Here is an 18,901-nt window from a genome sequence, read left to right on the forward strand (position 1 = left end):
ACGGGACTCTACAGAATGGTCCCACGCGTATACAGACTCCCGGGGAGGTCACGCAATGCGTCTCGGAGGAGCGAGGAAGAGACAGATAATTGTGTGCGGATCACAAATCACTCGTAATGGCTCTGAGAGGCCGTGGAGAGAATGCAGATGGCGACGGACCGGGGCCTCGGCGGAGGTCGATCCGACTGCTCATCCTGATTTCTGTCGGGGTTAGCCTCCTTTCGCTGATCCCAACAGTTTCGGCCCACGGTGGCGCTGAGTCGTCGGGTCTCTCACAGTCGCACGGACTGGCGATCGCAGGTATCGGCGCCTTCGCAGTCGGTGCGCTCGTCCTCCTCAAGCGAAGGGGGAAGATCTCACCGAGAACCGCACTGTACGGAATTGCGGTCGGCATCGGAGTTGCTATCGTCGGCGCTATCCTCTTCGAGGGACTGGCTCCGGATCCGACGTATCAGGCGGATTCAATGCCGTTTCCGCGGTCGTGGTATCAGCCGCTCGCGATAGGAACTGGCCTGTTAGTCGTGGTTGCGAGTTTCATCACCGGACTCGTGCGATGGACGACACGTCCCCGGTATATGGCTCTGGGAATGCTGCTTGGCGGCTGGATACTGTATCCGTATCTGCTGCCCGGCTTCAGCGGCTACACCAACCCAATAGGGTACGGGATCGTCATCGCGACACCGCTGCTCGTCGGATACATTCTCTGGAAGGACGTAGGCGCGGCGCTGTCGACGATCCTTCAGGATCCGGTGGCGCGTCGGTTCGGATTCAGCGTCGGAGTCATGGTGAGCCTCTTCTTTATGGCGACGACAGGATACCTGTCTTTCTTCAATGAAGAGGGGGACCCGCAAGAAACGACTGTGACGGTTCTGAACGTACTGTATCAGATAGTGCGATGGCCAACCCTTGAGGTATTGCTTCCCGATATCCCGTTTTTCATCGCAATCTCTCCTGGAGTGGTCATCGTGCTCGGACTACTCGGCGTCCTCGTGGGGTTGAACGCGGCCGCCGTCGCTCACTCGTGGCGTCTCGATCGGCAGGCGGGGGCGACGCAGAGCACGGCCGGGACAGCGACGGTCGTCGGTGCGTGTACGTGTGGATGCTGTGGCCCACTCGTCTCCCAAGTCGCCGTCATCGCGGCCGGCCCGACGATCGCGGCGCCGATATACTGGATCTTCGTCGATTCGGCGTCGCCGCTCAGTTCAATATTCCTGTTAGGGAGCATCGCACTGTTCACCGGCACGCTGGTGTATTCGATTGACTCCCCAGCACCTGTCCGACAAGAGTCGTCTGAGATCAGTACGGGGATCACAGAATAGACATTCCGGCCACGCCGATCCTCGGTTACTGGTCCCAGCGAGCCCTATTGAGCGCGAAGTGACGATTAACGGGCTAGTAACTCGGATTAGGACGCCTCGGACGGGGGATACTGTGGCTCTAGCGAGGAAGTACCAATTAGGACCGCTACGGGCTAACGCGGAATTCACCATGTTTCATTCCGAGGAAGTACGCGACCACGGAGAACACGATCATCGAGGGAAGAACCATCATGAAGACGGTCGAGGGTGTCATCACCATGGTCAACGCGACCGTTGCGACGGCGACAATCACAGCGAGCGGAATCACTGAGCGCACGAAATCAAATTCCATAGTAGTAGTAGTAGCGTCTGGACAGGAATAGTACTTTACCAACAGAAGCGATATGGATCCAGTTAGCGACTACAACGATCGGATCAACGACGGGGGGAACGATGGACAGCCACTCTCCATACTTCGTCAGTAGAACGACCCGGAATCAGGTTCGTTCGGAAATATACCTCGCTACCCGAGGAGTTTCCGGCGAGTGTTTACCGCGAGCACCCCACCGCCAGCAATGACCGCAGCCGCTGCCGTCAGCGGATTGAAGAACCCGACAGCCAACGCCGTGAGGGCGATGCCGTTGTAGGAGAACGCGAGGAGATTGTTCTGTTTCACGCGACGGCGGGCCGCTCCCGCGAGGTCGAAGGCGGTTTCGACGGAGCTGATGTCGTCGTCGACGATCGCAACATCGGCGGCGTCGGCGGCCAACGCCGTCCCGCCGCCCAGCGAGATACCGAGGTCGGCGGCAGCGAGCGCCGGCGCGTCGTTGGTGCCGTCACCGACCATCGCGACCTGGCCGTTGGATTTGAGCCGCCGGATCGTCGCCGTCTTCCCCTCCGGCGGAACCGTCGCAAAGACGTGCGTCACGGCGTCGTGTCGCTTGAAGAAGTCTGTCGCCTCCTCGTCGTCGCCGGTCAGGACCACGATCTCCGTGCCTCGTTCCCCGAGCCGAGAGACGGTGTCGTCCCAGCCCTCTCGCGGCTCGTCCCCGACGACGATCAGTCCCTCTGCCGTCCCGTCGCGACCGATCACAACCGGTAGCTGACCGAATCCCTGAGCGTCGGCGACCCGAGACCGGATGTCGTCGTCGACGGTCCACCCCTGTTCCGCGAACAGATCGAGGTTCCCGACGAGAAACGACGTGTCGCCGATCACGCCGTCGATACCGGACCGGTGGTTCGTGAACTCGCGTATCCGATCGGCGCGTTCCGCTCCAATAGCGTCATCTACCGAATCCGACTGCTCCTTTGTGCCGTCACCCCCGTTACTGCCCGCGAATGCCGTCGTGATAGCGTTTGCGGCGGGGTGTGACGCCCGTTGTTCGAGCGCGGCGACAGCGTCGAGCAGCTCGGGGGGCGCGTCCGCTTCGATCACCTCCATCTCCCCAGTTGTGAGTGTCCCCGTCTTATCGAAGACGACGATATCGACGTCGCGGAGCCGTTCGAAGACTGTTTCGTCGAAGATGATGATCCCGCGCCGGAGCGCACTGGAGAGACTCTTCGCGACCGACAGGGGCGTCGCAAGTCCGAGAGCCCACGGCGAGCCGGCAAGGATGATCAACAGCGCGAGGAGGACGGCATCTGGGAGACCAATCCCAAATGCGAGTACACCGACGCCGCCGACCGAGACAGCGGCTCCGACGACGAGGGAGACGGCGTACGACGCGAGTTGATCGGCATGGCGTTGGACGGCGTGAGTCGCGCTCTGTAGGTCCCAGACGGCGGTCGTTATCCGGTCGATACTACTCGTTACGTCTGGGCCGACACGGACCAACGCTGCACCGTCCGTCACGATCGACCCCCCGATCACGTCGTCTCCGGCGCGTTTGAGCACCGGAAGCGATTCACCTGTCACGATCGCTTCGTCGACGGTACAGCTGTCTTCAACCAGTTCACCGTCTATTGGAACACGTTCGCCCTGTCGAACGAGCACGACATCCCCTGTATTGAGATTCTCCACGCGAACTTCCTCAGTCTCTCCGTCCGAGTCGTACGTTCGTGCACTCTTGACCTGTGATATGGTGAGCTCGGTGAGACGATCAAGTGCCCGCTGTTTGATTGACGATTCGTAGAATACCATCGCGGTAACCGCGGCCGTGACGATGATCGCGAGATCAAAGAAAATGTCGTTTTGCCCGAGGATAACGGCAGCCGTACTGTACGTGTACGCGCTGATGGCGGTGAGCGCGACCAACAGATCGGTGTTCGGGCGTCGCATTTTGAGACTGATATACGCGCCACGCAACACTGGCAGACCGGTAAAGACGAGAATGATACCAGTCATCACGAAATACAGTCGGAGAAATACGAATGCCCCTTGGCTGTCTAACCGAAATGCGCCCTCAAATATTTCGAGCACTTGCCAGTCGAAAATCGACGCGAGCTGCGCTGGATAGAGGATCGCAACGTATGGGACCAACAGAAACACACCGAAGAGGAATCCAACGGAGTATCGCATCCCCAAGAGCTGGTCGTCTCGGCGCTTTCGAATCCCACCCATCTCCCGTGATCGACGTGTCGTGCCACCGGCCTCTCCCACGTCTGATGAGGCATCCTCACGGAGATACGCCGTGTACCCCAGAGTGCTCAACGCCTCGCGCAACGATTCCTTCGAAGCAGTGTCTGGATCGTGTTCAACTCGGATCGTCTCCGTGACGTAACTCGCCTCGGCGCTGGTCACTCCCTCTTGTTTCTCGGCGAGAGATTCAAGATACGCCTCACACGTCGCGGAGTACATACCGTCGATCCGGAGAAACGTCCGAGAACGATGCTGATCAGTAGGAACCGCGTCTTCCTCTTGATCGATCCTGTTCTCAGTTGTCTGGGTGGTATCGAGGGAATCGGGAGCTCCAAGCGTCGTGTACACATCGTGGCACCCACTTGAACAGAATGACCGCTCACTAACAGTCTCGAATGTGGAAGATTGAATCACACGGCCACACAAGTCACAGTTGCCAGTCATATCTCAGTATCGGTGGGTCCGTCTATCTGTCCGATATCAGATCGATATAAATAGAGATGATGGTACACTCTTTGTTTCCCAAAGTGCTTAAGTGGTAGAGTGTCAATTGCTTATACCTCGGTACGCAGGTCGTGTTTATGTCTTTGTTGCTCTCTCCTACTCAGACACATTCTGTAGTAAATATCGTGTCGATCGATGATGTCCACGCCTATACAGTACATCCTGTCGATAGTATAATATATAGGAGGACTCAAAAACATAAATAATAGTATATTTTAATAACGAAACGAAGGCACGCATCAGATCCATCCTCCGAGGTTGTGCGTTCGGACCCGGTTCCGAGAATAATCGCAAGAATGCAAGCAGATGGTTTGCTACACAATCTGCATAATGTACAATGCGCACGAAATCTGAATGATGAGGGAAATCACCCAAATCCAATGTTAGTCGTTCGTAGCTTGCTCGCTCAGCATCCCCACAACTTCCTGAACACGTTCCGCATCGGCTTCGATACCACGCTCCCGGAGGATCTGGAGGGCGACCTCATCACCATGATCCGCAATTACCCGGAGACACGCATCTTGAAACTCTCTTCCCTCAAATTTGGGAACATCAAACATAGAGCACGCAGCAGTTACCGATGATCGCATCCGGGTGACGCCATCCCACGTGTCCTCCCGGACATAGAAGCCGTGCATATCGGTCTCATCAAAGGAGAAGGCCGGTCCACCGGTGGATTCGTCCACATCCTCCTCATCCTGCTCAGGAATGGACTCAGTCTCCGACTCTGTGTCCTCAGTAGTTATCTCTTCATCCGGTTGCGGTTCATCCTGGGTGTCAGTACGTTCGTCGTCATCCGATTCGGCTCCTTCCCCCGTTTGTTTGAGCTGTTCAGCGACGTCCCCGAAACGGTCGTCCTCATTAGGCATGGCTGTGTTCCTCCACGAGGTCCGCTAAGTGGTCGAAATTCGTGATCTGGTCGCAATCTTCGTCGAACTCCGAGACCGGCATTCCTTGCTTGAACGCGCGAGAAATCGCGGTCCGTTCGCGAATCCCTGGCTTCGGAATACTATCGATGGTGCGTCCCGAATCATCGAGGGCATCGAAGATCTCCGGGTCCACACGAGCGTACTCGGGGACGAATGAACCGAACTCCCGGTTGAGATTTTCAACGAGAGTCCGATGCTCGTTGCGTTGTCCCATTGTTTCGCGAATCATATTCGGAGTGACTGCGAGGATATCCAACCCGATATTCTGCCGGATTGGGGAGATCTGGCGTTCAATCATCTTATTGAGGCCGTTGATCGAGCCAGCACGCGGGATTAGCGGGATTATGACGCGCTGGACGGCGATGAGGGCGTTGTCGGAGAGTTTTCCACGGCCGCCTGCGGCATCAATTATCACGTAGTCGTATCCGTTTTGAATGAGCGGATCGACGACGTTCCGTCGAAGCTTCACGTCTGCGAACCGTTCGTCCTTCAGCCTCGTCTCGACGTTCTCGAGCTCGTTACTCGACGGGAGTAGGTGAACGCCGAAGTCCGTCTCTATAAGCAGGTCTTCGGGGTCCTCACCATCGATAAGGGCGTCACCGAGGTTCGCATCTCGGTCGTACGTATCGTCGTATCCCAACTGGGTCGTCATGTGCCCGTCCTTATCCAGATCCAATAGTACCGTCTCATGGCCACGAGCAGCGAGTCGATCAGCGATGTTGAGCGCGATCGTGGATTTCCCTACCCCTCCCTTGAGCAACGAGACAGCTGCTCCGGGGAGCCCTTCAAACTCGTCAGCACTCATAGCTCAGCACCCCGTAAGAAGCGGATTTTGTACATTTTGTAGGTAATGTACATTGGGTAGATGTTAAAGGTTGCGCGAGTTTTGTCGATAATGTACGTTTTGTACTGGTCATACGCGGTCAATGAAGCTCGTCCATGTTAATTCTGTGTCAGACAGATTGCGTACGCTATCTACATAATTTACATTTTGTACATTATGTAAATTGTTGGCGCAATCTCAATTGTCATAGTCACCGTCGACTCTACGCAATCTACATAATTTAGATTATCAGCATTTCACACGTATTCATCGCAATCTTTGCCACCCACACGAACCAATTGAAGAAGCCCAATTTGCATTATCTACATTATCCACATTATGTGGATTGGCTATGAGATCTACATTCTTCAGTCATTCAATAGGAGAGCCCTGAGTGATAGAACTCAGACAGAGCCGTTCTACCCAGTCCTCTAGTAAGTCTTTTAACTGTTACCGGATTATTGGTAACCACCAGATGTATGAGGTGCTCGACGACACCGCGGCGCAGGTCATCCTCACTATCGAGAGTGGTGACTCCATCCGCCGTGTCGCCCAACACCTCCACACACCGTACGAGACAGTGAGACAGGCCGTCAATCGGCTGGAAGACGCAGGCTACGTCTCCTATGACGACGGCCTCTCAGTCGTCGACGAGCGCGTACGCGACGCAGCACTCGAGCTCGTCGCTGCCAGCGCCGGCGTCAGTCCACCCTCCATCGAGGAAACATACGTCGTCCCTCAATTCGGTGACTGGCCGTTCGCGTTCACGCGGATCGACGCCGTCTACGTGTGGACTCAGGGCGGCTACCAGATCGGTCGCGAGCCCGACGACTATCCACTGTTCCTCGCTGTTCGTGAGCAGGACGTCGACGCCTGGGAGGGGTTCTTCGAGTCCTTCGACCTCCCGACCGCATTCGAACGACAGCCCCAAGACGAGCTTAACGAACCGCTACAGATGGTCCTCGAGCCCCGCCCATCACTCGACATCGAATACGTCGAGGGGTACCCGGTGATACCGAGAGCAGAGGCGATCGAGTACATGCGCGAGAACTACGCCCAGTTCCAGTCGGCGCTGGCGATGCTCGACCAGATGTACGAGGACCTCGACCTCGGCGTCACGTATCGAGAGACCGAACGGGCCCAGCCATGAGCTTCAACAACCGAAGTGACGCGCTCATCGAACTGCTCGAAGAGCTCATCCAAGAAGGCCACGAGTACGTTCTCGTCGGCGAGTACGCTGTCTCAGCGTTCAATGCTGAGAGCGCGAAAAACTAGAGTCAAACAGTCCTCGGACACAGCGGTTCGATCACCCGTCGTGGTCAATATACCCGGCTTCCCATTCAGTCCGAGCTTCGATCTCTCTAGTGCCCCGGCGAGTAGTGTTGTACTCGTTGGTCCGCCGGTCGCGCTGACTTTTTTCGATGAGTCCCTTCTCAACGAGCGTGTCAAGGTTGGGATAGAGCCGACCATGATGGATTTCCTTTTCGTAGTAGTCCTCGAGCTCGTCTTTGATCGCGAGTCCGTGGGGGTCATCAAGTCCGGCAACTACGTACAGCAGATCGCGCTGAAAGCCAGTGAGATCGTACATGTCACAATTTACTCGTTCGAGTTTTGAAATACTACTGATCTGGCTCTGTTTAGAGCTAAGGGATTCATCACTCCTCTCGTGGGTCACCAACCGGTATTTCACCATATTCTGGACATGAGAACCATCCCTGTCCGAATGCTCCACCCATCCCTTGGTCCGGGTTCCATTCGTGTTCATCCCCATAATGTGGATAGTCTACCAGCGGAGGGTCAATCTCCAACGTGATCGATGAAATCCTCAGCGAGACCCACGCAGAATTGAGCATCACTTATCGCTCTCTCACCATCTGGTGTGTCAAATATGAATGATGGCCCAACGTCAAGTGCGGGTGCTCCATATTTCGCTAGTTCATAGAACCGTTCCCAAAACTGAGTTAGGAAAATTGCCCTGATTATCTCATCTTTCCGCTCAAAATCGACAGGTACTGAATTATTGAATCTATCTGTCTCGTGAGAACTAAAGGAGATGTCATGAGTTGGTTTGAACTCTTCATCTACGGCTTTATACATCGACTTAACGGCGATCTCAATAGATAACTGACAATCAATAATTATATTTTGTATGTGTCCGCCAATATCTCTCGTTTTGTCCCCATCTCTACTTGCCAACCAAATCAGATGCTCATCGGGGATCTCATCCAAATCCTCACCTGCTACAATTTCATCGGTTCTGGTGTCCATTGGTAGAAAATCTGGGCCGACATTCTTGTTTGTCACTCTATCAACGACCGAGTCTAGCCGCCGCCTTGCTTCGTTAACTTGCGTTTTTGCGTAGTCCAGATTGTCAGTCTCATTATTCATGATCTCTGGATGTAAATTGCTACAGATATATCTTTCCACAATGTAGTTACTAGTACCAAAGCATCTAGAAAATAAGCCAGTAGGAGTTTCCCCACTAGCTTCAATCCGGGACTACTTCACTAGTCCAGATGGTAGTTTCGAACGGTTGTAGAGGTGAGGTGATACCGCACCGGATCTGGAATTAGGCTGATTTTGTCAAATGTGTCGGGCATCTCGAAGTGGTCCGACTCCTCGGTTGCTTCCACTACCTCGTTGAGTTTCTGTCTCCGACTTCGGGGTGTTCCAATATCGAGGTAGTTTTCGAGGTCATCAGGGCCCGTTCCGACGTAGTCGGCTACTTCGTCCCGGAGTGTTTCCCCATTCTCGTTGAACTTCTCAGGCTCCTCCGTGCGGGGAACGGGTGTGCCTCCGTCCGTCGTCGGAGGATCCATGCTCTGGATATGGTTTTTTGCCCGGGTGATTTCTTCATTGACAGCCGGCGGCATGTCGTCGCCCATAGGGAACTCGCCGTCACGTTCACGGATGACCCACCAATCCGGATTGGTAGGGTCAGTGGAGCCGTGAATAATTTTGGCATCCTCTAGATTGCTGACCACCGTACCGGTATTATGGTCAAGGGCCAGATCCATCTCCTCCAAGGTTTCTTCTAGTTCCGACTTGGAGAGATCGAGCCCTTGGGGTCGAGTTCCAACCCAGTAATGGGCTGTGAGTGCCTTGATTTGATCCTCAAGGCTGGGGTGATTGTGGTGTCGATTCTGCAGATCGCTGATGAGGTCTTGCAAACTCAATGTCTGTTAGGTGACGAAGGGTTTCTTCGCCTCTCCGCAGTAAGATTTATAAATCGACAGAGATAGCACCTCACTGTCGTCACCAACGAAGTGCTTGCTCCGAAGAGGGATCGTTCGGACCTGCTGCCACAGGTTCGAACCCATCTGACTTTTCCAGTTGTGTATCATCTTTAGTTGCTTTCTTTCCACTTGCAGAAAGGCGGTTGGTGTATTTAAATATTTCGCAGATAAAAATTCTTATACAATTTTTTAGGCATGCCAAAATAGAGGGGTTAGGGACCCACAACCCCCGAGATACTAGGTAGAGTTTGTTCTACAAAGTTGCCAGATCAGCATAATCAGCGATTTCAACACTACTTGAATGAACCTCCACACCATGCATAAACGGTTTTTTAACTCCTTGAAGCCGGAAAACGGGGGAGTATAACCGATCTACAACTGTTCCCGGATCGCCGGCACTATTGTTTGCGGGTCGGGCTGGTCGTCGAACTCGTCGATATTCGCTTCGAGGAGGTTGCAAATCCAATCCGCCGAGAAGTCATCCGCTTTTCGACGTACTGTTCTACGAATGCGTGCTCTGTTGCAGTTAGAGCACCACACCCCATCTTATTCAACTCAATTGTGACCTAATTGGCTCTGTTGAAATCCTCAGCAGCTGATAGTTTTTCACCCAATCGCTCAGTACAGAGTATGTACAGAACACTTAACCAACACCCAAAACTGTGAGTGAATATGTCCGATGACGACAAGGCGAGGGCAGAATTACAAAAAGGCGAAAGGCATTGTAAAGAAGCGGGTTGTAAGACTCGAATCGGAACAGAACACAGGTATTGTCCTGATCATCGTTAATGCTATCCGGGTCTTTGATAACTTCTGCTGCAATAGGCCTCTTTGTATTTCAGGCGACGGTACATCTATTTGTTAACCCATATTCCCCAATTCAGGAACCGACAAGTCCAAACGCAAATCAAATGGTTGCTCAGCGCGGTTCCCGCGCGATTGGTATCTTTGCGGTTGTTCTTGTGGTTGTGAATTTTATTATTGACCCCACTTCTGAGATAATCAACGTAGAATCTCTCGCATTAGTAACTACGCTGATCTCGGCTGGCTTCCTAATGCTGGCATTTGTACTCGAAGTTATCGGAGGTCTAAACGTATTCCTCTTCAAGATTCAGGAGGACAGTCTGACATATGCAGGTCTGCTACTCTTTACTGGACTCTACTTTGTTCTCAGAGGAGTAGACGCCCCGCCATTGCTGACAATCCTTGTTCTCGTTTTTATTATACTTTCGTGGACTGTCTGGATAGTATATAAAATCGATTACCTTCTGAATATTCAACAGATGGAGTGGGATGCGGTTGATGACAGCCGTTATAATGTAGGTAAACGGGTACTCAACAGGCACAAAGTGAAAATTACTATTCTGGTGTTTTCAATCTTGATTGCTCTGTTGTTCTACGCCTTATGATTTGAAAGGTGATCTAATCGGATAACTTCATATGAGTCTCTGTTGAAATCCTATTCTTCAGACACATTATCGACTGAAACGTCTGGTCGCTGAAGAATGCGAATGTCGCAACCGGTTCTTTGCTTTTCAACGCAACCTTATTGGTATTCGAGCTAGGTTTACCTCAGAAATATAACCTAGCCTGTTGATTTGCCACTAACAAATGTTCGATGACAGTATTGATAGCGTCACTGCTACTGTAGATGCCTACAACTCACGCGGGGAGGTGGAGTTCACTTTGTATGAAAACGGCACCGTTGGTGGCGAATCAGTAGGTACCTTTGAAGCACCAGAAGCAGGAGAACATTTCAAGAAGAATGTAGAAGATAATAAACCAATACCCAAGGAAGATTTTCACGCAGAAATGGCCGAGGGGGGTGAGATAACTCTTCTTGATGCTCGGATTGGCATGAAACGTCAGGGATTCCAGTGGAAAAATACCCAAATCACACAACTTCATCCCCGACGCCTACAAATTGACTCTCACAATAACGAACCTCTCATTGGTAGCAGTGTCACGGTTGAAATCGATTTGTTGAACGCTGAATATCTTCCTCAACCTCGATCAGAACCGCGAGACCGACCGATGTTAGAACGTGACTCTTGGCAGGTCAATATTGAACCAGTGAATAATCACAGGAATCGTATTGATCTTATTCAAGAACGCAAGCAACCGGTGCGAACGTCGAAGCTAATCGTTGAGCAGCATGATAATTGCCCGCCGAGGATCCATCTACAGCGCGCGTTAGAACGGATAGAGCCACTGATACGGTTGTTCGCGGTTTTACAAGGCGTTCTCCCCGCACCTATACGTGCGAGCATCACAACAATCGATGGGAGATCCCCATCGTGGCGATGTGAGTCATGGATTACAGATTATCGCCAAAGTGTCGGTTGCGCGCATACCGGGCATCCATTTCCGAATCGGAGTGAAGCTCGTGTATTGTTTAACGACGGGTATGAAACGTATTTAGACGAACTTGATGAGGAGACATTTAATCGTGCGATTAGTTGGTATATCGATGCGTTGATCTACGGACGAACGGTAGATGCCCGAATGGCGTCACTTGCATCTGGGATTGAACAGTTGGCTGAAGGTCATCGAGCTCGGGATAAGGAGAGTGGGAAAACAGCGCATAAAATAAAAAATCTTATTGACAAATTGGGGGTTGAGTTCGAGGATTTGGCGGAGTTCTCAGGAACGTTTACAGACGATGCTTTGGATGGTTCGGATCCGAATAGGATATCCGAGTATTTTTACTCTAAGTCAAGAAATTTTGTTCTTCACGGAGATGAAAAGGTTGATTCGCAGGAATTGAATCTTGACTATGAGGCGACCTTGTGGTTGTTCCGCCGGATTCTTGTACGACAATTCATCAAAGCCGAAAATTACGAGAATTTAGACACACTGAGTTGCCTATCACCGAACCGAACAAATGCCGGTTTTACTGACTGATGGAGGCTCTGCCTAGGGGATTCTTATTAAGACAACTTGTGTGTTACAGTGTTTGCCTGTGTTGACCGATCCGGTCTGATCGTATCTGGGGATAAATCTGTGTGAAATTTACGCGCTGTATTCAGCAAATCGTTGAGGACATATCACCGGTTGAGGATTTTAACAGAGCCAATTCGACACGTACGCACGACTCAGGATTGAGGAGGTAGGGTGTGTCAGTGGAGGTCAATATCGGTGGCCTCCTCCAGCCGCTCAACACGCTCGCGCAACTCTTCGAGGTCAGGATCCTCGGTTCGGGCGTCCTCCAGCGGGCGGATATCGGTGAGCGCGTCGTCGACGCGCTCGTTCTCGGCCTCGCCGGCGAGGTAGAGGTCGCGCCGATCTTGGTGGAGGCTCCGGAGCGTCGACTCGGCGATGCCGGTGTCGTCGGCGACGGTCGCGAACGAATCACCGCGGTCGACGCGGGCGAGAGCCTCACGGACGTGTAGGAACTCGGTGGGATCCACGCGGAGGTAGCCGTCCTCGACGACGAACCCTGCCGGCGGCCTCCCGGTCCACTTTCCGGCGGACTGTGCGGCGCGGACGCCCGACCGGATTCGCTGGAGTTTTTGCTGGTGTTCTATCTGGGCGAGGTCACCCATCAACCGAGCGACCATGCTGTATATCGTCTGCTGGAGTTCGCCGTCGTCGACGTGAATCTTCAGGCCAACGTCGAGGGCCTCGACGCCAGTGTCGTGTTCCAAGCAGTGTTGGATGAACTCGTGAATCTCAGTCGAGCCGAGGCGAGAGAGCCGGCTGATCTCGTGAACGACCACGAGATCGAACTCTCCACTCTCGACGTCGTCGAGGAGTTGGTTGTAGACCTCGCGAGTGTCGGTGTCGGCGGCGCCGGAGACGATCTCCGGATACTCCTCGACGTCTTTGACACCGAGACGCTCCAGATGTTCGCGCGCCTCGTCGAGCTGCCGAGACACGTCCTGATCCGATGTCGAGACCCGGGCGTAGATCGCCGCGGTCGTGGGTCCGTTTTCGCTCATGTTTTCGAGGACGTGCCACTGTCTTAAACAAGTGGGTGTTTTTGCGGTTCTATCTATACCACTACCTTCTCGACGCAGTTGAGATCAGTGTCCTGTACAGAGAGGTAGTGAAACAGTAGGAATACTCAGGTGTTGGTAGGTCGACCAGTGCAAGACTTGGAGGATAAATTCAGCACAGTTGCTGAAATCTATCGCTCATGAGGATTTCAACAAATCCCTTTTTATTTATCGACATCTGAGACTACTGCTCTAATTGGTCAGATGACCGAAAGTTATACCTTGTTCTCGGCTATAACTCGACAGACAGAGGCTACATACGTGACGATCACGGACGCGGACCGGGAAACCTTCCAGACCACCGTCGAGGAATTCCGCCCGCAAATTACTGAGGACATGTGCCTTCCCACAGCACTGAAAAACGTCCTCGACGAATTTGCCGACCGCCACAATTCCGATAGCCCGCTCAGCCTCAGCGACATCAACGACATCTGTGACTACCGGGCTGGCGGTGCCTCCACCTCCCGCAACGTCCCCGCGAAACTCGATCCAGAGATCGAAGACTACGGCATCGAAACCAAGATCATGTTCAACGCGACATTCGAGGATCTCGAAGCCATCATCGATGACAACGACCGCTCACTCCCCATCATCGAGCTGGACTCTACATACTTTGAGAGCGTCGACGGCTATGACCCCCGTGGCGGCGTCGACGGGTATCAGTGGGACCACGTCGTCATCCCGTTCACCGTCAACGACGAGACCGTGTTGTTCTACGATCCGTTCGAGGAGATCTTCCAGCGCTCTACCCGTATCGATTCCCCACCCACCCAAAGATCCAAAACCCAGTTCTACGAATGGTGGACAGCAGCATCCTCCCGTTGGACGATGTGGCTACAGCGAAGCGACCAACAAGTCCTTACAAACCCCCAGTTTAGACAGGAGGACGAGGAGTAATGGCCAGTACAAACGCAGGGCCCGGAAACCGCCTGAAATTCCACAGCTTCGAAGAGATCCGGCACGGCCGGGCGGAGACCGAGCTAAAGCACCGGTACGGCCGCGGCATCTACGTCAACGAGATCCACGAGACATCCAACGACGATCTGGTCATCTCGCTGGGCAACACCGTCCCGAAGGATGTCTCCGATTCACTTGAGCAGGACCGCGTCCTGCAGTTCATCAATATCCGAGATATCTACACGCTACGCGGAGAAGCCACCGGTGAGGGTGCGTATATCGTTAACCTCCCGGACCGCGATGATGTTCATGAAGGGTTCGTACAGCGCCGCCAGCAGATCATCGACCGGCTTGACTGGTCGATGGCAAAGGCAATCTACGAACACGTCTTCGAACTCACACCGGTGGAGAACCAGTTGAACGCGATCATCCAGCTGGTGCGGTGGGTACATGAAGAGGAATCGATCCCGCTGTCTCGGCTCAAGGATGCACAGGGCTCCGGGAACAGTGAGGAGTACGTTCAGGTCTTGTCCGATCTCGGGTTCTTGACTTTTGATGGTGAGATGGTAGCTGAAGGCGAGAAGATGCAGGAAACCCAGTTGCTCGAACTTGATAACGATCAGTACGTCAAGACGGTGATCGGGAACGTCGTCAAGGAGGGGTATAATGTCCTACAGGATCGCTTGGAACTGCGGATGCTGCGGCACTACCCGAAATTCTGTAATTCATACTATTACGATGCTCTTCAGCGCCAAGACCCGAGCCTACATCTAGACGTAGACGCGGTCACGCGGAACTACCAGCGCCAGTACGGTGAGGACATTGACCCCTTCGTGGTCAACGACAAGCTCAACGAGCTGGCAGAAACGGAAGTCATCCAGAAAGACGGCGAGTACGTTCAGTCAAATCCAGATGTCTACCGACAGGTCGCACAGGAATCTCCGGTAAGCTGAGAACACGCTACTGTTTGAGGCTGCGGTGCTCACAGTTCGGAATTAAACTATGTCTTGGAGTCCGCCTCATGGACCAGCATGGACTTGACCTGCGTATTCCAACTGGCCGGTGAACATGGCTACAAGTTAGTCCCCTTCTTCGTCGCCTTCCCAGTCGAACGAGATATCAGCTAGCTGGGTTTGATCGACGTCACTAAGCCGGTACTGCTCGTCGTACTCTTTGACGTACTCAACTTCGTCTTCATCTAGTCCGTACATCGGACCGAGAAGCTCGTCAGCCTTGTCAGCAATCGGTTTAACAGCCGAGATAGTGTCGAATGTCTCTCGAATGTTCCCGAGGAATCGGTGTTCCATCTCCTCCCAAAGTTCGTCGGCAATGTCGTGAATTTTCTCGCTTTCTTCCTCTAAGTCACTATCATCTGGGAATGGGAATGCGTCGATAGACTTCCAGTTCACATCACGCTCGTTCTCATAGACCATCCAGTACATGTAGAACAGAGAGGATTGGAGGAGGAGGAATGCTGTTTTTTGTTCAAGTGCCGAGTTGAAGTACATCGGCTTGAAGTCTCTTGATTGTTCACCTGATGGGTAGAGATCTTCAAGGAATGGGTTGATAAAGTAGGCTGGGTGGTAGCTTCTCCAAACGACATGAGAGGTGCTGTTTGAATCGTTCCGAGTCATCTTGTCCCGGAAAACGGTGTCAGAACTATTTTTCAGTTTTGTAAGGATATTCTTGACATCATCGTCGCCGATCTTGGGTAGACTGGAGTCCCCACCGCCGCCTATCTTATCGCCTAGCACAAGACCCTCAATTGGTTCGTACTCGATGTTATCGAAAACTTCCTTCCGGTTGTCCTCAGTAAATCTGAGGAATTTGCTGGTTTTGATCGACTTATCGTCTCCTCCATCAGTTTTCTCAGCGGTAATTATTCCTGTACGGGCTTGTGAACCCGCGAAAACTTGTGAGGGCCGTCGAGTAAAGCAAGCTACTTTTCCTTCAGCGAGGTTCCCCCTGATTACTTCACGTATGGTGGAAGCATTACCCTGGTAGGCAAACATCAGGGCCACAATATTGCCAAAGTAGCCGCCTTCATTCATAATCTGGATCTGCCGTTCAATGAACGGACCAACAACGTCGTTCACATTCTCAGTCTTGTATCCGGCAGTGAACCGCTTCTCTAAATCACTTTGAACGTCACCGTACGGAGGATTACCGACAACTAGATCAAACTCGACAGCGTAACCATTGCCGCTCTCTTTTTCTCGTGCTGCCTCTGGGAACCGGACAGGCCAGTGGAACGGTTCGTACGACAGATTCGGGTTATCAGGTTGAGAAGCAAACGATTCCAGTTTATCTATGTCGCTTTGGAGCGGCTGCCTCTCTACCTCAAAAAAGAACTCATCTCCAACAAATCTGGAGATTGAATCAGCTGTATTCAGATCGCCTTCTTCTAATTTCGCACTCTTCCCATATCGAGGTTCGACGTTGAATCCAGCATCTTCAAGCCCCTGTTTTGTATCGTCAGATAGTTCTTGATTGTCGCTCCGTCGGAGAGTGACCTTCTGAATAGACGGATACAGGCTGTCTAATCCATCGATTAGATCTTCCCAATCAGATTCAGACTCCACCACTTCTTCGATGTAGTGGTTCATCTGATCGAGGAAGTAGTCGTTTAGTTCGGGTCTCATCTCCTCGATACGACGGTCAAGTTCTCTACGAGAGATATTTCCTTGCCGGTACTGATTCCGGATATCACGGAAGCTGGAAAGATCCAGTTCGAATGAAGTTAACGCAGTCTGTCCTTCGCTGCGAGGTGGAAGCCCGATCAGCGAGTTACCCGGAACGATGTTAATGTCGATGTTTGGCAGTTCGCCGTAGTCCTGTTCCCAGCCCTCTTCCACCATTTTCAGCCATACTCGGAGTTTTGCAATTTCGATAGCGATCGGATTGATGTCGACGCCATAAATCGAGTTCAATACTAGCTCTTTCTTAGACTGGTAGACCTCGGCATCAGATAGATCATCCCCGTACAGGCCGCGGAGAAGCGACATCCGAATCCGGTGTATCTCGTCCATTACACCTGTCAAAAAGTGACCGGAACCACAAGCAGGGTCAACAACTTTCAATTCACCCAACCTCTGATAAGCCTCGTTTAATGCATTAGGATCGCTGAAGTACCCCTCTCGTTCTTCGATTTCCCGTAGCATTTCCCCGAGCTCATAGTCCCTAACAAGCTCTTGAGCTGTCTCCTCATCCACATTGGAACTCTCGGAGAGACGAGTACTGTAGGCGTCAACAAGGATCTCGTACGCCTTTGGATCAACAGTCTCCCTGTTAATCAACTGGATTACGTCGCTCGGGGTGTAGTATGCTCCCTCGTCTTTTTGGCTTTGACCACTGTTGATGTGGTTAATCGTCATCTCGAACACTTGGCCTAGAACAGAGGGATCGAGGCTGCCGTTATCCTGTTCAAGCTCAGACCCTTCGATAAGGTCCCGAACCACGGTAATTAGCATCGGGTCGTCGACGTCGTACTCCCGTTCCTGCTCTTCCGGTGCGAATAGATTCCCATTCAGGTACTCAACGTCGTCAAACCAGCCACCGCGATGCTTCGAGATCCGGTCGTCCTTCTCAGTATTAAACAGGGAGTAGAAAATCGGCTGAAGCTGAGTCTTGTACAGGCCGCCAGTAAGCTGGTCAACATCTTGTGCCTCTTGGTACTTCTCCACCCGCTCTGTGAGGAATCGCTCCGGAAGAACTTCGTTGTCCTCTAGGAATTTGACGAACAGCAGCCTATTCACCAGTTTGATAGCGAACTTCCGTTTGTCGCCCTCTGAAGCAGTTTCAGGGGCTTGGATATTGTCGATAAGAGTTGTATCGTAGTCGTAGTCGTTGGAACCTTCTCCGAATAAGATCTGGACGTACAGGTCGTAGAACTCCTCGATACCCGCCTGTTTCTCTCTACGGATTCTTTTCGGAGCTTCCTGAGTTAACAACTGGTTGAAGCTGTCGTGGCTGAATGTTTCATAGAACAGTTCAGCTTTTTCATCTACGTCTACCTCTGAGACACCGGTGTGCGAAATTGAGGTACGTTCGGAAGCTATTTTCAGCAGTTCCTGGCGGAAGTCGATTGGTGTCGGATCGATTCGATCGTAGTCAAGGTAGTCTCCACCGAGTTCGACGCGGATTACTGTCCAAGTGATCCCGTCCGTGGCGATACCGTATTCGGCTCCTTGGCTTGCTGCCCGGTTATTCAGGTAGGTCTCGATATCTTCGGCAGCGTCTTCGGATCCGTTGAGTTTCTTGTCCTCGCCAATTACCTTGACATCAAGGTTGGTAATTCCGAAGTCAGGATATCCTTCTCCTCCACCGTGGATCTCTGGCTCCCAGTAGAGATCGACTTCTTCGAGAAGCGGACGGATGAGGTGTCGGCGAATCCAAGGCTCGGGCTGACTTCCTAACTCTGCGGTGTTTGGACTGTAATCACCTTGTAGCGTCTCTTCCAGCTTTTGAGGGCCAAGGTGGTCGTCTAGATCGTCGACGAAATCCTCTAAGATAGAACGGACTTCATCCGGACCAGGCATGGATAACAGGTACGTTGACTGGTCGGGACTTAATCGCTTCCCCCTGAACATATTCATTTATGTGCTGCCGAAATATCGGCGTCAGAAGTCCACTTTCTCC

16 protein-coding genes are annotated in these 18,901 nt (G+C 52.5%); 7 read left to right on the plus strand and 9 right to left on the minus strand.

All coding sequences use genetic code 11. From position 1 onward, the window contains the following. The first annotated feature begins 116 nt into the window (after positions 1 to 116). Entirely contained in the window at positions 117 to 1,319 is a 1,203-nt protein-coding gene (locus tag ACFQE9_RS02150) for a hypothetical protein (RefSeq protein ID WP_379739616.1), read from the plus strand. 145 nt (positions 1,320 to 1,464) lie between these two features. Here ACFQE9_RS02150 and ACFQE9_RS02155 read toward each other — a convergent pair whose 3' ends face one another. The 4 genes from ACFQE9_RS02155 to ACFQE9_RS02170 form a co-directional block, all read right to left on the minus strand. Then, complete coding sequence (locus ACFQE9_RS02155) at positions 1,465 to 1,650, minus strand: DUF7333 family protein (RefSeq protein WP_379739619.1); 186 nt, start codon at positions 1,648 to 1,650, stop codon at positions 1,465 to 1,467. Between the two features lie 171 nt (positions 1,651 to 1,821). Further along, complete coding sequence (locus ACFQE9_RS02160) at positions 1,822 to 4,320, minus strand: heavy metal translocating P-type ATPase (protein ID WP_379739622.1); 2,499 nt, start codon at positions 4,318 to 4,320, stop codon at positions 1,822 to 1,824. Positions 4,321 to 4,763: 443 nt separating this feature from the next. Continuing rightward, positions 4,764 to 5,249, minus strand: coding sequence for a DUF7970 domain-containing protein (locus ACFQE9_RS02165; RefSeq protein ID WP_379739624.1), 486 nt, complete (start codon positions 5,247 to 5,249; stop codon positions 4,764 to 4,766). Beyond that, positions 5,242 to 6,114, minus strand: coding sequence for a ParA family protein (locus ACFQE9_RS02170; protein WP_379739626.1), 873 nt, complete (start codon positions 6,112 to 6,114; stop codon positions 5,242 to 5,244). Before ACFQE9_RS02170 ends, ACFQE9_RS02165 begins: the two co-directional genes overlap by 8 nt. 493 nt (positions 6,115 to 6,607) lie before the next feature. Between ACFQE9_RS02170 and ACFQE9_RS02175 the strand changes: the two genes are divergently transcribed. Both ACFQE9_RS02175 and ACFQE9_RS02180 read left to right on the plus strand, forming a co-directional pair. Then, a complete protein-coding gene (locus tag ACFQE9_RS02175) occupies positions 6,608 to 7,282 on the plus strand; it encodes a helix-turn-helix domain-containing protein (RefSeq protein WP_379739944.1) in 675 nt (224 codons plus the stop codon). Beyond that, on the plus strand, positions 7,279 to 7,407 hold the full coding sequence (locus ACFQE9_RS02180; RefSeq protein WP_379739968.1) for a hypothetical protein: 129 nt from the start codon (positions 7,279 to 7,281) through the stop codon (positions 7,405 to 7,407). Before ACFQE9_RS02175 ends, ACFQE9_RS02180 begins: the two co-directional genes overlap by 4 nt. Before the next feature lie 31 nt (positions 7,408 to 7,438). Here ACFQE9_RS02180 and ACFQE9_RS02185 read toward each other — a convergent pair whose 3' ends face one another. The 3 genes from ACFQE9_RS02185 to ACFQE9_RS02195 all read right to left on the minus strand — a co-directional run bounded on the left by ACFQE9_RS02185 (position 7,439) and on the right by ACFQE9_RS02195 (position 9,302). Next, positions 7,439 to 7,720 carry a helix-turn-helix transcriptional regulator gene (locus tag ACFQE9_RS02185; protein ID WP_379739628.1) on the minus strand — a complete coding sequence of 94 codons (282 nt, stop codon included), beginning with the start codon at positions 7,718 to 7,720 and terminating at the stop codon, positions 7,439 to 7,441. Positions 7,721 to 7,929: 209 nt separating this feature from the next. Continuing rightward, positions 7,930 to 8,520 carry a HEPN domain-containing protein gene (locus ACFQE9_RS02190; RefSeq protein ID WP_379739630.1) on the minus strand — a complete coding sequence of 197 codons (591 nt, stop codon included), beginning with the start codon at positions 8,518 to 8,520 and terminating at the stop codon, positions 7,930 to 7,932. A 119-nt stretch (positions 8,521 to 8,639) separates the two neighbouring features. Then, positions 8,640 to 9,302: a hypothetical protein gene (locus ACFQE9_RS02195; protein ID WP_379739633.1), complete on the minus strand. Its 663-nt coding sequence runs from the start codon at positions 9,300 to 9,302 to the stop codon at positions 8,640 to 8,642. Positions 9,303 to 10,279: 977 nt separating this feature from the next. On the opposite strand from ACFQE9_RS02195, the gene ACFQE9_RS02200 reads away from it, so the two are divergent. Further along, positions 10,280 to 10,777: a hypothetical protein gene (locus ACFQE9_RS02200; protein ID WP_379739636.1), complete on the plus strand. Its 498-nt coding sequence runs from the start codon at positions 10,280 to 10,282 to the stop codon at positions 10,775 to 10,777. Positions 10,778 to 10,979: 202 nt separating this feature from the next. Beyond that, positions 10,980 to 12,272 (plus strand): hypothetical protein, encoded by a 1,293-nt coding sequence (locus ACFQE9_RS02205; protein WP_379739639.1) that lies wholly within the window; start codon positions 10,980 to 10,982, stop codon positions 12,270 to 12,272. Between the two features lie 215 nt (positions 12,273 to 12,487). Here the strand turns inward: ACFQE9_RS02205 and ACFQE9_RS02210 are convergent, their stop codons facing one another. Continuing rightward, positions 12,488 to 13,309, minus strand: a complete 822-nt coding sequence (locus ACFQE9_RS02210; RefSeq protein ID WP_379739644.1) for a recombinase family protein — start codon at positions 13,307 to 13,309, stop codon at positions 12,488 to 12,490. Between the two features lie 318 nt (positions 13,310 to 13,627). On the opposite strand from ACFQE9_RS02210, the gene ACFQE9_RS02215 reads away from it, so the two are divergent. Further along, on the plus strand, positions 13,628 to 14,263 hold the full coding sequence (locus ACFQE9_RS02215) for a hypothetical protein (protein WP_379739647.1): 636 nt from the start codon (positions 13,628 to 13,630) through the stop codon (positions 14,261 to 14,263). Further along, positions 14,263 to 15,216, plus strand: a complete 954-nt coding sequence (locus tag ACFQE9_RS02220; RefSeq protein ID WP_379739650.1) for a hypothetical protein — start codon at positions 14,263 to 14,265, stop codon at positions 15,214 to 15,216. The genes ACFQE9_RS02215 and ACFQE9_RS02220 overlap by 1 nt, the downstream gene beginning before the upstream one ends. A 126-nt stretch (positions 15,217 to 15,342) precedes the next feature. Here the strand turns inward: ACFQE9_RS02220 and ACFQE9_RS02225 are convergent, their stop codons facing one another. Continuing rightward, entirely contained in the window at positions 15,343 to 18,801 is a 3,459-nt protein-coding gene (locus tag ACFQE9_RS02225) for an Eco57I restriction-modification methylase domain-containing protein (RefSeq protein ID WP_379739653.1), read from the minus strand. Positions 18,802 to 18,901: the final 100 nt, after the last annotated feature.

Source organism: Halopenitus salinus (assembly GCF_042662125.1).
Taxonomy (GTDB): Archaea; Halobacteriota; Halobacteria; order Halobacteriales; family Haloferacaceae; genus Halopenitus; species Halopenitus salinus.